Below are 15,140 nucleotides of genomic sequence, written 5' to 3'. Positions count from 1 at the left end.
GACTTGTTCAGCGCGTTACCTTAAATTGCCGTCCACAGCGCGGGCAGGCCGGGCAGGGTGCGGAAGATGCTGCTGATAGCCCCGCTGCGCACCATCTCGGTGGCGTGGGCAATATCGGGCCCGAAGTAGCGGTCGTGGTCCATGCGGGGGATGTCGGCGCGCAGCGCGGCGTGCAGCAGCTCCAGCGGGGCAGAGCTGGTCAAGGGGCGCAAGAAGTCGATACCCTGGGCTGCGGCCAGCCATTCGATCGCCAGAATGTGCGCCGTGTTGCTCACCATAGCCTGCAGGCGGCGCGCGGCGAAGGTGGCCATAGACACATGGTCTTCCTGGTTGGCGCTGGTGGGCAGGCTGTCCACGCTGGCGGGGTGGGCCAGGGACTTGTTTTCCGAGGCCAGCGAGGCAGCGGTGACGTGCATGATCATGAAGCCGCTGTGCAGCCCGGCATCGGCCGTCAAAAACGGCGGCAGGCGCGAGACGCTGCTGTCGATCAGCATGGCGATGCGGCGCTCGGCAATCGCGCCCACTTCGGCAATCGCCAGAGCCATGCCGTCGGCGGCCAGGGCGACGGGTTCGGCGTGGAAGTTGCCGCCCGACACCATCACGCCGTCTTTGGCAAACACCAGTGGGTTGTCGGTCACCGCGTTGGCTTCGATCAGCAAGATGCGGCTGGCGTGGCGCAATTGGTCCAGGCAGGCACCCACCACTTGAGGCTGGCAGCGCAGCGAATAGGGGTCTTGCACCCGGTCGTCGCCGGTGGCGTGGGATTCGCGGATGGCGCTACCCGCCAGCAGCGCACGGTAATAGCGAGCCACGTCGATCTGGCCGGGCTGGCCGCGCAGCGCGTGGATACGCGGGTCGAACGGGCCGTCGCTACCGCGTGCGGCCTCTACCGATAGGGCTCCGACCAGCAAGGCCGCTTCCAGCACCGGCTCAAAGATGAACAGGCCGTGCAGCGCCAATGCCGCCGAGGTCTGGGTGCCGTTGATCAGCGCTAGGCCTTCCTTGGGGCCGAGCGTGAGCGGTGCGATACCAGCCCGTGCCAAGGCATCTGCCGCGGCCATGCGCTGGCCATCGACCCACATTTCGCCTTCACCTAGCAGTGCCAGCGTCATGTGTGCCAGCGGGGCCAAGTCGCCCGATGCGCCCACCGAACCCTGAGACGGTACATGCGGCACCAGCCCGGCGTTGTGCACCGCCAGCAGGGTGTCCACCACTACCTCGCGCACGCCGGAATGGCCGCGCGCCAGGCTAGCGGCCTTGGTGGCCAGCATCAGCCGCACGATGGGCGCGGCCAGTGGCTCGCCCACACCTACGCTGTGCGAGCGGATCAGGTTGAGTTGCAGCGTGGCCAGTTGCGCCTTGCTGATGCGCTGGTTGGCCAGTTTGCCAAAGCCGGTGTTAACCCCGTACACAGGGGCATCGCCATCGGCGGCGGCCTGCACCAGGGCCGCGCTGGCACGGATGCCGTCGCGGTAAGTCGGGTCCAGCTCTAGCAGTGTGACGCTGGCATGGATACGTTGGAGTTGCTCTAGGGTGAGGAGGCCGGGGGTGATCAGCATGGGAATCTCGCTTTCGTCAAATGGTGGCTGACTGTAATTGAGTAGACATGACTAGTCAACTACATACAACTACAATTTGCGTATGGTTTTTTTACGACAATCGCCGCTGGCATCCACGGAACCCGCCAACCAGGCACCGTTCGCCCGGGTCAAGGCGCATTTAAAAAAAGAGTTGTCGCAAGGCCGCTGGCCGCCGGGCAGCCTGATGCCGTCCGAGCCCGAACTGGTGGCGCAGTTCCAGGTCAGCCGTATGACTGTCAGTCGCGCCCTGCGCGAGCTGCAATCGGAAGGCTTGGTTACCCGCTTGCAAGGCGTGGGTACCTTCGCCGCGCACCTGGGCTCGGTATCGTCGAACCTGACCATCCACGACCTGCAGCAGGAAATTGCCGCGCGCGGCCACCGCCACCACGCCGTGGTGCATCTGGCGCAAGAAGAAGCCTGCCCCGAGGCCATTGCCCAGCAGTTTCGACTGGCCCCCGGCACACGCGTCTTCCACACGCTGCTGGTGCATTTTGAAAATGACGAGCCCATGCAGTGCGAAGACCGTTTTGTGAACCCCGCCTGCGCGCCCGACTACCTGCAGAACGACTTTACCCAGCTCTCGCCTACCTACTATCTGCGCACCGTAGCCCCGCTGTGGGAAGCGCAGTACTCGGTCGAGGCCAGCCTGCCCACCGCGCAAGAGGCTGCACTGCTGGGCATCCCACCCAGCGCCCCCTGCCTGGTGGTGGTGCGCAAAACCGCCAACGCCGACGTGCCCATCACCCTGGCGCGCCAGGTGCATCCTGGGGCGCGCTACCAGCTGAACGGACATTTCAAGCCATGATGACTTTGCCTTCCCACCGTGTCAGCGTTGCGCCCATGATGGACTGGACCGATGCCCACTGTCGCTACCTGCACCGCTTGCTGTCGCGCCACACTTTGCTCTACACCGAGATGGTGACCACGGGCGCGTTGCTGCATGGCGACGTCCCGCGGCACCTGCGTTTCAATGCCGAAGAGCACCCTGTGGCCCTGCAACTGGGTGGCAGCGAACCGGCGGATTTGGCCCGCTGCGCCCAGCTAGGCGAAGAATGGGGCTACGACGAGATCAACATCAACTGCGGCTGCCCCAGCGAGCGGGTGCAGCGTGGCGCGTTCGGGGCCTGTCTGATGGCCGAGCCGCAGCTGGTGGCCGACTGCGTGCGGGCCATGCGCGACGCGGTGGACATTCCGGTGACGGTGAAGCACCGCATTGGTGTGGACAAGACCGAGAGCTATGATTTTGTACGCGACTTTGTGGGTACCGTGGCTGAAGGCGGCTGTACCACGTTCATCGTGCACGCCCGCAATGCCTGGCTTAAAGGCCTGTCGCCCAAAGAGAACCGCGAAATCCCGCCCTTGCGCTACGAGCTGGTGCACCGCCTGAAACAGGACTTCCCGGCACTCACTTTCTCCATCAATGGCGGCTTCACCACCGAAGAGCAGATTGCCGAGCAGCTCACCCAATTGGATGGCGTGATGGTCGGGCGCGAGGCCTACCACAACCCCTGGTTTCTGGCCGGTTGGGATGCGGCGTTTTTCGGCGCGGCACCGGTGGAGGCCACGCGCGAAAGCATTGAGGAGCAGATGGTGGTGTACATGGAACGCATGGCGGTGGAGCAGGGCACGGGCTGGTACAGCATTGCCCGCCACATGCTGGGTCTGCGCCACGGACTGCCGGGTGCGCGGCGCTGGCGCCAGGTGTGGAGCGACCACCGTCTCAAGGCCACGCCGCCGCGCGAGGTGATGGCCCTGGCGCATACACGTTATGGGTTTGACGAGACAAAAAGCGCCTGAAGCCAGTCGGCAAACAGCCGCACCCGGGCTGATAGCTGCCGGCTCTGCGGATACAACACGCTGACCGGCAGGGCGGGCGGCGGCAGGTGAGCCAGTACCTCCTGCAGGCTGCCATCGTCCAGCCGGGCCTGAACCCGGTAGCGCGGCACCTGCACTAGGCCCAGCCCGGCGAGGGCCGAAGCAGCATACACATCCGCCCCGGTGACCGATACCGTGCCCGGCAGCTCCAGCGTCTGGAGTGTGCCGTTCAGCATGAATTCCAGCGGCAGCGCCCGCCCGGTGGCGCTGGACAGGTAGTTCACCGCCCGGTGCGTAGCCAGCGCCGCCAGATCGGCGGGCATGCCGAACTGGACCAGGTAGGCCGGGCTGGCGCAGGTGACCTGCGGCAGGTTCGCCACCCTGCGCGCCACCATGGACGAGTCTTGTAGCGTGCCCGCGCGTAGCACGCAATCTACGCCCTCGCGCACCAGGTCCACCAGCCGGTCGCCTTCGCCGATGTGCAGCTCCAGCCCGGGGTAGCGCGCCAAAAAAACGGGCAGGGCGGGCAACACAAACCTGCGCGCCAGCGTGCCTTGCAGGTTCACCCGCAGCAAGCCCTTGGGTGCCGTGTTGCGAAATGCGTCCTCGGCCTCCTCCATGTCGGCCAGCAGGCGCAGGCAGCGCTGGTAGTAGCCATCGCCGTCCAGCGTGGGGCTGACCTGGCGGGTGGTGCGCTCCAGCAGGCGGGTGCCCAGCCGGGTTTCCAGCCGCTGGATGGCGTTGGTGACGGTGGCGCGGGGCAGTTGCAGATCGTCGGCCGCCTGGGTAAAGCTGCGCCGCTCGACGATGCGCACAAACACCTTCATTTCTTCAAACCGGTCCATATTGTTGGCTTATATCGAATAGTAATGGCGATTTTAGGGTGATTATCTTTGTAGGTGATCTGGGCATGATCCAGCTATCCCCTACCCAACCCCAAGGAATCAACCATGACACCCCCCAAAATTGCCCTCGTCACCGGCGCATCGCGCGGTATCGGCGCAGCCATTGCCCAGCAGCTGGCCTCAGACGGTTTTGCAGTCGCCATCAACTACGCCCACAGCCAGGCCGAGGCCGACGCGCTGGTGGCTGTGCTCCATGACCAGGGCCACCAAGCCATGGCGGTGCAGGCCGATGTAGCGGATGCGGCGCAGGTGCGCGCGATGTTCGAGGCGGTGGAATCGGCTCTGGGCCGGGTGGACGTGCTGGTCAACAACGCGGGTATCTTGAAGCCCGCGCCGCTGGCCGACACCAGCGACGCGCTGTTCGACCAGACCTTCAACACCAACACCCGGGGCACTTTCAATACCTTGCGCGAAGCCGCCCAGCGCCTGAACGATGGCGGGCGCATCGTCAACTTCTCCAGCACCGCGCTGGTGCTCAAGCTGCCCGGCTACGCGATTTACAACGCCAGCAAGGCGGCGGTGGAGGCGCTGACCCAGGTGTTTGCCAAAGAGCTGCGCGGCCGCAACATCACGGTGAACGTGGTGGCCCCCGGCCCGGTAGCTACCGGACTGTTTTTGAACGGCAAAACTCCGGAGCAGATCGCCACCTTTGCCAAAATGCCGCCGCTGGAGCGGTTGGGCCAGCCCGAGGACATCGCCCAGGTGGTGTCTTTCCTGGTGGGGCCTCAGGCTGGCTGGGTCAATGGCCAGGTGCTGCGGGCCAATGGCGGTTTGGCCTGACTTTCATGGACTTGGGTGCAATGCACCCCAAGCCATGAAAGTTGTTTCACATTAATTACTTGACCCCTACGCAAGGTTGAAAGATATCTAGCGCGGGCTGGTACACGCTGGTTTTTACACCCAGCAGGCCCAGCACCGAATGGAAGTAGTTGTCGTGGCTGATGCGCACGTCTTGCTGCTTTTGCAGGCACCCGGTGGCCACATGGCTGCGCTGCTCGAAAGCGGGGGACAGCCAGGTAATCCAGGGCACGCGCTTTTGCACATCGGGTGCGATGTCGTAGGGCAGGCCGTGCAGGTAGATGTTGTTTTCACCCAGCGACTCGCCGTGGTCGGCCACGTAGACCATGGCCGGGGTGCTGGTGGCTTCTTTGCTTTTCAGCCATGCGATGGCGCTGGCCAGCACGTGGTCGGTGTAGACGATAGTGTTGTCGTAGGCGTTGATCAGCAGGGACTGGCTGCAGTCTTGCAGGTTGTTGCTGGTGCATTCAGGCAAAAACTTCTTGAAGGCAGCCGGGGTGCGCTTGTAGTAGGCGGGGCCGTGGCCACCCATCTGGTGCAGCAGCACGACCACCCCTTTGGCGCGGCGCTCGGCGGGCAGTTCGGCAATGCGGGCATCAAGCTGGCGCAGCATGATTTCGTCAAAGCATTCGCCGTCCACACACAGGTCTTTGTCTTTGAGCTGGGTGGTGCTGGTGTTGGGTACGCGGTCGCACACGCCTTTGCAGCCGGCCTGGTTGTCGATCCATACCACGCCCAGACCGCTGCGTTGCAGCACGTCCAGCAGGCCCTCATAGTTGGCTGTGCGGCCCTCATAGGCTTGCTTACCCAGGTGCGAGAACATGCAGGGCACCGAGGCGGCGGTGTTGGTGCCGCACGACCAGGCGTTGCGGTAGCTGGCAATGTGTTCTTTGGCCAGCTCGGGCGTAGTGGGGCGGGCATAGCCGTTCAATGCGAACTGGCCTGCACGCCCAGTTTCGCCCACCACCAGCAACAGCAGGGGCGGCTTGCCGGGTGCGGCGGTCAACTGGGCATCCTGGCCAATCGGCAGAGTCGTGCGCTCGTCACGCTTGAAGGGTTTGGCGGCAATATCGCCCAGCGCGTAAAAAGAGTTCAGTGGGTTGATCAGGTAGCGCTGCTCGGTGTGGTTGCGCATCAGCGATGAAAAGTCTTGAAAAATCAGCAGCAAGCTGCCCACCAGCATCCCCAGGGCCAGCACGGCGGTCAGCAGGTTGCCGCCGATCTGGCGCAGGGCCGAGCGGCGCGGTGTGCGCTGCCGCCACAGCCAGATGCTGGGCAGTACGGCCATGATGAGCACCGTGACCAGCATTTGCAGGTTCATCAGGTCGCGGGTTTCGCGCATGTCGGTTTCCAGCGCATTGACCAGCATGGTGGTGTCAATCACCACGCCGTACGACAGCATGAAATGCGCGCCAAACGCGGCTGCAAACAGCGATAGCGTGATGGCGGGTTTGAGCGTCCAGCGCCAGTTCAGCAGACTGAACAGCAGTGCCATGGCCGCAGCAATCGTGACGGCAAACCCTGCGCCTACGGCCAAGCCGCGCAGATTCTGCAGCTCGGGCATGCGGCTCCATTCACGCCACAGGGGGATGTTGCAAACCGTGGCAATCCACAGGCTAAATATCAGCACCAGCCAGGTGGGGTGGCGGGTGCGGCCCGTGCGGGCGCTGTCGTACAAGGGCATCAGATCATCGAGTAAGTGGAGTCAGGGCGAGACTGTAATGGCGGCCTGTAAAGCGTTTGCGTGGTGTGCCATGTGGTCGGCCATGAAGCTGCCGATGAAGTAGTAACCATGGTCGTAGCCGATATGGCGGCGCAGCAGCAGTGGTTGGCTCACGGCCTGGCAGGCAGCTTCAAAAATATGCGGGTTGAGCTGGGGGGCCAAAAACTTGTCGGCCAAGCCTTGGTCGATCAGGATGCCCTGGGGGTAGGGTGCAGCGGTCTTGGCGGCCATCAAAAACACGGCATCGTGTGCGGTCCAGGGCGTTTTGTCGGCACCCAGGTAGCCGGTAAACGCCTTTTGCCCCCAGGCGCACTGGGTGGGGGCGCAGATGGGCGCAAAGGCCGATACCGACTTGAACAGACCGGGGTGTTTCAGCGCCAGCGTCAGCGCGCCATGCCCACCCATCGAATGGCCGAAGATGCCAATACGGTTGGGGTCGATCAAGAGTTCTTCGACCACCAAAGGCAGCAGCTCTTTGACGAGGTAACTTTCCATGCGGTAGTGGGTAGACCAGGGTGCTTCGGTCGCGTCGATGTAGAAGCTGGCCGCCAGGCCAAAGTCCCAACTATCGGCCTCGCCCGGCACATTGGCACCGCGCGGTCCGGTATCGGGTGCGATCAAGGCAATGCCTAGTTGCGCAGCGTACTGCTGCGCCCCAGCCTTGGCCATGAAGGTCTCTTCGTTGCAGGTCAGGCCTGCCAGGTAGAGCAGGGCGGGCACCGGACCGGACGTGTTCGGCGGCATGTACACCGCAAAGCGCATGGGCAGGCCGATTTCCGAGGAATCGTGTTGGTAGAAGGTCTGGATGCCGTCAAAGCATGCGTGCTCTGAGAGGGTGGTGAGCGCGCCCATCAGAACAGCACCACGCCGCGAATGGATTCCCCGCGCTTCATCAACTCAAACCCCTTGTTAATGTCCTCCAACGGCATGGTGTGGGTGATCAGCGGGTCGATGCTGATCTTGCCCTCCATGTACCAGTCCACAATCTTCGGCACATCGGTGCGCCCACGGGCTCCGCCGAAGGCCGAGCCTTCCCATTTGCGGCCAGTGACCAGTTGGAAGGGCCGGGTGGAAATCTCTGCCCCCGCTTCAGCCACGCCGATGATGATGCTGCGGCCCCAGCCTTTGTGGGTGCATTCCAGCGCCTGGCGCATGACTTTGGTGTTGCCTATGCACTCGAAACTGTAGTCGGCGCCGCCGTCGGTCAGCTGGACGATGGCGTCCACGATATTGCCGCCTGCAGCCTCAATGTCCTTCGGGTTCAGGAAGTGGGTCATACCGAAGCTGCGGGCCATGGCTTCGCGGGCCGGGTTCAGATCGACACCGATGATCTTGTCGGCACCAACCATCTTGGCACCCTGGATCACGTTCAGGCCGATGCCACCCAACCCGAACACGACCACATTTGCACCGGCTTCGACCTTGGCGGTGAACAGCACGGCACCAATACCGGTGGTGACACCGCAGCCGATGTAGCAGACCTTGTCAAACGGAGCATCCTTGCGGATCTTGGCCAGGGATATCTCGGGGGCGACGGTGTAGTTGCTGAAGGTGCTGGTGCCCATGTAGTGGAAGATGGGTTTACCGTCCAGGCTGAAGCGGCTGGTGGCATCGGGCATCAGGCCTTTGCCCTGGGTGCCACGGATCAGTTGGCACAGATTCGTCTTACGGCTCAGGCAGAACTTGCACTGGCGGCATTCGGGGGTGTAGAGAGGGATGACGTGGTCACCCTTTTGCAAGGTGGTGACACCGGGGCCCACGTCCACCACGATGCCTGCGCCTTCATGGCCCAGGATGGCGGGGAAGATGCCTTCGGGGTCGGCGCCGCTGAGGGTGTAGTAGTCGGTATGGCAGATGCCGGTGGCCTTAATTTCGACCAGCACTTCGCCGAACTTGGGGCCTTCCAGGTCCACGGTTTCGATGGTAAGCGGGGCACCTGCTTTCCAGGCGACGGCGGCTTTGGTTTTCATGGCAATGTCCTTGCTGTTGGCAAAACTTCAACTATAAGCGGATAGCATCAATTCCCATCAGTTTGCAGTGCTATTTTTATAATAAAAGTGCCTCTGGCGTAGGTGCTACATACGTGAGTAGCTATCAACACTATAGCGAGCATGGTTTTAGCCCGTCTATGAAAAAAGCCCCAGGGTGCAGGCACCAAGGGGCTTTGAATCAAACCAGGGCAAGCGCAGTAAAGCCCTTTCCAGAACAGCGCGGAATTGGCTCCGCCAGGCCGCTGCTTTTGCCCTCTGCGTGTCGTATCGGTTTTTCAAACCGATACGAGGGGGGTGGCGAAAGACGCGAAGCGCTGCAGCCTGGGGGTGTTCAACAGTTCATGCGAAGAACTTCTTCAGCTTGTCCGTCCAGCTGTCTCCGGTGGGCGAATGCTTGCCGCCGCCCTTTTTGAAGGACTCGTCGAGCTCGCGCATCAGCTTGCGCTGGTGTTCGGTGAGCTTGACCGGGGTTTCCACCGTGATGTGGCAGTACAGGTCGCCGGGCGAGCTGTCGCGCACACCTTTGATGCCCTTGCCGCGCAGGCGGAACTGCTTGCCCGCTTGCGTGCCTTCGGGGATGTCGATGGCGGCCTTACCGGACAGGGTGGGCACTTCGATCTCGCCACCCAGGGCGGCGGTGATGAAGCTCACCGGCACCGAGCAGTGCAGGTCGCCGCCGTCGCGCTCGAAGATGTCGTGCTTCTTGGTGCGGATCTCGATGTACAGGTCGCCCGAGGGTCCGCCGTTCGAGCCCGGCTCGCCATTGCCCACGCTGCGGATGCGCATGCCGTCGTCGATACCGGCGGGGATTTTGACTTCCAGCGTCTTTTGCTTCTTGACCTTGCCCTGGCCGCTGCAGACGGTGCAGGGGTCGGGAATGACCTTGCCCGTGCCGCGGCAGGTGGGGCAGGTTTGCTGCACGCTGAAGAACCCCTGGCGCATCTGCACCGTGCCCTGGCCCGCGCAGGTGCCGCAGGTCTTGGCCTGGGTGCCGGGTTTGGCACCGCTGCCGTGGCAGGTGTCGCAGGCTTCCCAGGTGGGAATGCGGATCTGCGCTTCCTTGCCGCGTGCGGCTTCTTCCAGCGTGACTTCCATGGCGTAGCTGAGGTCGGCTCCGCGGAACACCTGGCGGCCACCGCCGCGTCCACCGCGGCTTTGGCCGAACATGTCGCCAAAAATATCGCCAAAGGCCTCGGCAAAGCCACCGCCTGCAAAGCCGTCGGCCCCGGGGCCGCCGCGCATGTTCGGGTCGACACCGGCAAAGCCGTGCTGGTCGTAGGCGGCGCGCTTTTGCGCGTCGCTCAGCATTTCGTAGGCTTCCTTGATTTCCTTGAACTTGTCTTCGGCACCCTTGGCCGAATCACCCTGGTTGCGGTCAGGATGGTGCTTCATCGCCAGTTTGCGATAGGCCTTCTTGATTTCTTCCTCGGAGGCATTCTTGGGAACGCCGAGGGCTTCGTAATAATCTCGTTTGCTCATGCTGCAATCACTTTCTCACTACGGCGATCGGGGAGGAGCCGGATAGCTCGTTACGCAAAAAGCCGCGCCGAAAGTCCCATCGGGACTGTCCAGGCGCGGCGCGGGTCTGATCAAGCCTGCGGCTGCTCAGTTAGCCCTTCTTGACTTCTTTCACTTCGGCATCGACCACGTTGTCGTCAGCGGCTTTGGCGGCTTCGGCACCCGGCGCAGCAGCACCGGCTTCGTCGGCGGCTTGCTTGGCTTGCATGTCGGCGTACATCTTCTCGCCCAGCTTCTGGCTCACAGTCATCAGAGCGGTGTTCTTCTCTTCGATGGCGGCTTTGTCTTCGCCCTTCAAGACTTCTTCCAGCGCCTTGATGGCGGCTTCGATGCTTTCCTTTTCTGCCGCTTCGATCTTGTCGCCGTACTCGGTCAGGCTCTTCTTGACGCTGTGCACGCTGGCTTCGCCCTGGTTACGGGCTTGCACCAGTTCCAGCTTCTTCTTGTCGTCGGCGGCGTTCAGCTCGGCATCTTTCACCATTTGCTGGATTTCGGCTTCCGACAGACCCGAGTTGGCCTTGATGGTGACCTTGTTTTCCTTGCCGGTGCCCTTGTCTTTCGCGCCGACGTGCAAGATGCCGTTGGCATCGATGTCGAACGACACTTCGATCTGTGGCGTACCACGCGCTGCCGGTGGGATGCCCTCGAGGTTGAACTCACCCAGCAGCTTGTTGACGTTGGCGATTTCGCGCTCGCCCTGGAACACCTTGATGGTCACGGCGGGCTGGTTGTCGTCGGCGGTAGAGAAGGTCTGCGCAAACTTGGTCGGGATGGTCGTGTTCTTGACGATCATCTTGGTCATCACGCCGCCCAGGGTTTCGATACCCAGCGACAGAGGGGTCACGTCCAGCAGCAGCACGTCCTTGCGGTCGCCGCTCAACACCTGGCCCTGGATGGCTGCGCCAACGGCTACGGCTTCGTCAGGGTTCACGTCCTTGCGGGGTTCCTTGCCGAAGAATTCCTTCACCTTCTCTTGCACCTTGGGCATGCGGGTCATGCCGCCGACCAAAATCACGTCATGGATGTCGGCCACGCTCACACCCGCATCCTTGATGGCGGTGCGGCAAGGCGCGATGGTGCGCTCGATCAATTCTTCGACCAGCGCTTCCAGCTTGGAGCGGCTGAGCTTGATGTTCAGGTGCTTGGGGCCGGAGGCATCGGCTGTCACGTAGGGCAGGTTGATGTCGGTCGATGCGCTGTTGGACAGCTCGATCTTGGCCTTTTCAGCGGCTTCTTTTAGGCGCTGCAGGGCCAGCACGTCCTTGGACAGGTCGACACCGGACTCTTTCTTGAACTCGGCAATGATGAAGTCGATGATGCGTTGGTCAAAGTCTTCGCCGCCCAGGAAGGTGTCGCCGTTGGTAGACAGCACTTCGAATTGCTTTTCGCCATCGACATCGGCGATTTCGATGATGGACACGTCGAACGTGCCGCCGCCCAAGTCATACACCGCAATCTTGCGATCGCCCTTTTCGTGCTTGTCTAGGCCAAAGGCCAGGGCTGCTGCGGTGGGTTCGTTGATGATGCGCTTCACGTCCAGACCGGCGATGCGGCCTGCGTCCTTGGTGGCTTGGCGTTGTGCGTCGTTGAAGTACGCAGGCACGGTGATCACGGCTTCGGTGACGGCTTCGCCCAGGTAGTCTTCGGCGGTCTTCTTCATCTTGCGCAGAATGTCGGCGCTGACCTGTTGGGCCGAAATCTTGTTGCCGCGCACTTCCACCCAGGCATCGCCGTTGTCGGCCGCCACGATGGAGTAAGGCATCAGATCGATGTCTTTCTGGACTTCTTTTTCGGTGAACTTGCGGCCGATCAAACGCTTGACGGCGTACAGCGTATTGCGTGGGTTGGTGACCGCTTGGCGCTTAGCGGATGCGCCGACCAGTACTTCGCCGTCTTCTTGGTACGCCACGATGGAGGGGGTGGTGCGTGCGCCTTCGGCGTTTTCGATCACGCGGGGCACATTGCCTTCCATAACGGAAACGCAGCTGTTGGTGGTGCCCAAGTCAATACCAATAATTCTTCCCATGATTTCGTCCTTCGATTTGTGTAAATGGTGCGGGCTTCAAGCAAAGCCCTGTTGCGTTCAAGGTGCGGATTACTTTCGCCACTTCAAGAGTGGGGTGATTGAAATCCCTGCGCTTTTTATTTATTTAGGTGCGGTAACCGTGACCAGGGCCGGGCGCAGCACGCGCTCCGAGATCAAATAGCCCTTTTGCAGCACGCTGACCACGGTGTTGGCTTCCTGCTCGGCAGGCACCACGCTGATGGCCTGGTGCTGGTGCGGGTCGAACTTGGTGCCCGCGGCGGGGGCGATCTCGATGACCTTGTTGCGTTCCAGCGCGCTTTTGAGCTGGCGCAGGGTGGCTTCGGCGCCTTCGCGGATCTGGGCGGGCGTGCCGTCCTTGATGGCCAGACCGGCTTCCAGGCTGTCGGCCACGGGCAGCAGGCTTTCGGCAAAGCTTTCCAGGCTGAATTTACGGGCCTTGGCGATGTCGTCTTCGGCGCGGCGGCGGGCGTTTTCGGCATCCGCCTTGGCGCGCAGGAACTGGTCGGCCAGATCGGCGCTTTTGGCCTTCAGGGCAGCCAGTTCGGCCTGGGCCATGGCCAGTGCTTCCACGTCGCTGGTCGCTTGCTCATCGGCGGGGGCCATGCCGTCCATGGGCTGGTGGTCGGGATTGGAGTTGTTTTCAGACATGTTCTGGAGGGTGAATGGAGTGAACCAGCTACGCAAACTTGTGCCGCCCTGGCCTTTTGCAAGGGGGCGGCGTCGAAAAAATGGGCTGGCACTGCGGAGCCACAGGCCCCGCCCAGGGAGGTTTCAGCCCTTGATGGCCAGCAGTTCCACGTCAAATTTCAGCGTGGCGTTGGGCGGAATCACACCACCCGCACCGCGTGCGCCATAGCCCAGGGCGGCGGGGATGATCAGGGTGCGGGCACCGCCGATTTGCATACCGGCCACGCCTTCGTCCCAGCCCTTGATGACCATGCCAGCGCCCAGCGAGAACACGAAGGGGTCTTTGCGGTCCTTGCTGGAGTCGAACTTGGCACCTTGCACGCCGTCGTTGAACAGCCAGCCGGTGTAGTGCACGGTAACGCTCTTGCCCTTGGTGGCGACATCGCCCGAGCCCTGGATGGTGTCTTCAAACTGCAGGCCGGAGGCGGTGGTGGTGAAAGCCATGTGTGTTCCTTGGAGTGTGTGCTATGGAATGTGTAGCTGCTCGTGCAATAAAAATGAGCACGAGAGGCCTAAAAGACCCTGGATTATGCCAGCGTGCCGGGGTGGTCCCCATCGGGCCGGTCGGCTGGGTCGATGTGGGTCATCAGGTTCAGCACCGCGTGCTGCTGCAGCACCCGGCGGCGGGCTTCCACCGCAATGCCGTGCCCGGCTTCCACCGTGATGTCGGCGGCCACCACGATGTGCGCGTCGGCCACCAGCATGTCGCCCATGCGGCGGGTTTTCAGGTCGTGCACGCCCAGCACGCCGGGGGTCTGGGCGATGGTGCGCTGGATGGCTTCTACCTCTTGTTCGTCGGCACCCCGGTCCATCAGGTCGTTCAGCGCGTCCCAACCAAACGACCAGCCCATCTTGCCCACCATAAAGCCCACGACCAGCGCCGCAATCGGGTCCAGCAGCGGGTAGCCCAGCAGGTTGCCACCGATGCCGCAGGCCACCACCAGGGACGAGGCTGCGTCCGATCGGGCGTGCCAGGCGTTGGCCACCAGCATGCCGGATTTGACCTTCGTTGCCACCCGCAGCATGTAGCGGAACAGGCACTCCTTGGCCACCAGCGCGGCCAGCGCCACCCACAGCGCCGACAGGTGCACGCTAGGGATGGTGCTGGGCTGCTCCAGCTTGAGTACCGCCGTCCACACCATGCCCAGGCCCACCGCCAGCAACAGCAAACCCAGTACCAGCGAGGCCCCAGTTTCAAAGCGTTGGTGGCCGTAAGGGTGCTCGGTATCGGCATCTTTGCGGCTGTGGTGGTTGGCCAGGAGCACGGCAAAGTCGGCCACCAGGTCGGACAGCGAATGCACGCCGTCGGCGATCAGCCCCTGCGATTTGGCGAAAATGCCCACCAGGATCTGCACCGTGCTCAGGGCGATATTGACGGCCACGCTGATCCAGGTACTTTTGGATGCGGCAGCGGCTTTCAGGGCCATTTGCTGGGCGCTGTCGTGTTCGTCTTCTGGCGGAAATGGGTGCAGCATGTGTGCTCCTGATTGTGTAGCTGTTCTACAAACCTACACCAGCGCCAACGCCCATTAAGGTCAAGATTCCCATGACCAGAAAAATAGCGGCGGCAATGCGGTGGACGATCTTGGTTGGCATGCGTTCGGCAATCTTATTGCCCAGCAGTACGGCGGGCACGTTGGCCAGCATCATGCCCAGCGTGGTGCCCGACACCACGGCTACAAAGTTGTGGTATTTGGCCGCCAGGGCGATGGTGGCAAACTGGGTTTTGTCGCCCATTTCGGCCAGGAAGAAGGCAATCAAGGTGGTGCCGAACACGCCAAAGCGGGCCAGCTTGGCATCTTCTTCTTCAAACTTGTCGGGCACCAGTGTCCAGCCTGCCATACCGATGAAAGAAATGCCCAGCACCCAGCGCAGGGTTTCGGGCCCGACCAAGGAGGTCACCCAGGAGCCGACCGCACCCGCAAAGGCGTGGTTGGCAATGGTGGATACCAAGATGGCCGCAATGATGGGCCAGGGCTTTTTGAATTTGGCCGCCAGAATGAAGGCGAGGAGTTGGGTTTTATCGCCGATTTCCGCGAGAGCGACGATGCCTGTGGAGATGAGAAATGCTTCCAT

The 15,140-nt window shown here is 62.4% G+C and carries 14 protein-coding genes; 3 read left to right on the top strand and 11 right to left on the bottom strand.

Going from position 1 to position 15,140, the window contains the following annotated elements:
• Positions 1-20 precede the first annotated feature (20 nt).
• Positions 21-1,559: a histidine ammonia-lyase gene (gene hutH, locus Q0T48_RS19760; RefSeq protein WP_295960078.1), complete on the bottom strand. Its 1,539-nt coding sequence runs from the start codon at positions 1,557-1,559 to the stop codon at positions 21-23.
• An 82-nt stretch (positions 1,560-1,641) separates the two neighbouring features.
• Here hutH and hutC point away from each other — a divergent pair, with 82 nt between their 5' ends.
• Together hutC and dusA are read left to right on the top strand one after the other, a co-directional pair.
• A complete protein-coding gene (hutC, locus tag Q0T48_RS19755) occupies positions 1,642-2,385 on the top strand; it encodes a histidine utilization repressor (RefSeq protein WP_295960075.1) in 744 nt (247 codons plus the stop codon).
• Complete coding sequence (gene dusA, locus Q0T48_RS19750) at positions 2,382-3,377, top strand: tRNA dihydrouridine(20/20a) synthase DusA (protein WP_295960073.1); 996 nt, start codon at positions 2,382-2,384, stop codon at positions 3,375-3,377. The genes hutC and dusA overlap by 4 nt, the downstream gene beginning before the upstream one ends.
• On the opposite strand, the gene Q0T48_RS19745 is transcribed toward dusA, so the two are convergent.
• Entirely contained in the window at positions 3,347-4,240 is an 894-nt protein-coding gene (locus Q0T48_RS19745; protein ID WP_295960070.1) for a LysR family transcriptional regulator, read from the bottom strand. The two genes, dusA and Q0T48_RS19745, sit on opposite strands and share 31 nt — an antisense overlap.
• A gap of 105 nt (positions 4,241-4,345) precedes the next feature.
• Between Q0T48_RS19745 and Q0T48_RS19740 the strand changes: the two genes are divergently transcribed.
• Positions 4,346-5,080: an SDR family oxidoreductase gene (locus Q0T48_RS19740; protein WP_295960068.1), complete on the top strand. Its 735-nt coding sequence runs from the start codon at positions 4,346-4,348 to the stop codon at positions 5,078-5,080.
• 55 nt (positions 5,081-5,135) lie between these two features.
• On the opposite strand, the gene Q0T48_RS19735 is transcribed toward Q0T48_RS19740, so the two are convergent.
• From Q0T48_RS19735 to Q0T48_RS19695, 9 genes are all read right to left on the bottom strand, one after another.
• A complete protein-coding gene (locus tag Q0T48_RS19735; protein ID WP_295960066.1) occupies positions 5,136-6,782 on the bottom strand; it encodes a phosphoethanolamine--lipid A transferase in 1,647 nt (548 codons plus the stop codon).
• A 21-nt stretch (positions 6,783-6,803) separates the two neighbouring features.
• Positions 6,804-7,673 carry an S-formylglutathione hydrolase gene (gene fghA, locus Q0T48_RS19730; RefSeq protein WP_295960063.1) on the bottom strand — a complete coding sequence of 290 codons (870 nt, stop codon included), beginning with the start codon at positions 7,671-7,673 and terminating at the stop codon, positions 6,804-6,806.
• The gene (locus tag Q0T48_RS19725) at positions 7,673-8,791 is read right to left on the bottom strand and encodes an S-(hydroxymethyl)glutathione dehydrogenase/class III alcohol dehydrogenase (RefSeq protein ID WP_295960060.1); all 1,119 of its coding nucleotides are present in this window, start codon (positions 8,789-8,791) and stop codon (positions 7,673-7,675) included. The genes fghA and Q0T48_RS19725 overlap by 1 nt, the downstream gene beginning before the upstream one ends.
• A 360-nt stretch (positions 8,792-9,151) precedes the next feature.
• A complete protein-coding gene (dnaJ, locus tag Q0T48_RS19720) occupies positions 9,152-10,291 on the bottom strand; it encodes a molecular chaperone DnaJ (protein ID WP_295960056.1) in 1,140 nt (379 codons plus the stop codon).
• A 130-nt stretch (positions 10,292-10,421) separates the two neighbouring features.
• The gene (gene dnaK, locus Q0T48_RS19715) at positions 10,422-12,356 is read right to left on the bottom strand and encodes a molecular chaperone DnaK (RefSeq protein ID WP_295960054.1); all 1,935 of its coding nucleotides are present in this window, start codon (positions 12,354-12,356) and stop codon (positions 10,422-10,424) included.
• A gap of 120 nt (positions 12,357-12,476) precedes the next feature.
• Positions 12,477-13,025: a nucleotide exchange factor GrpE gene (grpE, locus tag Q0T48_RS19710; RefSeq protein ID WP_295960052.1), complete on the bottom strand. Its 549-nt coding sequence runs from the start codon at positions 13,023-13,025 to the stop codon at positions 12,477-12,479.
• Positions 13,026-13,148: 123 nt separating this feature from the next.
• The gene (locus Q0T48_RS19705) at positions 13,149-13,508 is read right to left on the bottom strand and encodes an FKBP-type peptidyl-prolyl cis-trans isomerase (protein ID WP_295960049.1); all 360 of its coding nucleotides are present in this window, start codon (positions 13,506-13,508) and stop codon (positions 13,149-13,151) included.
• Between the two features lie 83 nt (positions 13,509-13,591).
• The gene (locus Q0T48_RS19700; protein WP_295960046.1) at positions 13,592-14,539 is read right to left on the bottom strand and encodes a cation diffusion facilitator family transporter; all 948 of its coding nucleotides are present in this window, start codon (positions 14,537-14,539) and stop codon (positions 13,592-13,594) included.
• A gap of 25 nt (positions 14,540-14,564) precedes the next feature.
• Positions 14,565-15,140, bottom strand: a complete 576-nt coding sequence (locus tag Q0T48_RS19695; protein ID WP_295960044.1) for a TMEM165/GDT1 family protein — start codon at positions 15,138-15,140, stop codon at positions 14,565-14,567.

Source organism: Rhodoferax sp., from assembly GCF_025354435.1.
Taxonomy (GTDB): Bacteria; Pseudomonadota; Gammaproteobacteria; order Burkholderiales; family Burkholderiaceae_C; genus Rhodoferax_B.
The sequence above is the reverse complement of the archived record's forward strand: the minus strand, read 5'-3'. Positions and strand labels throughout refer to the sequence as shown.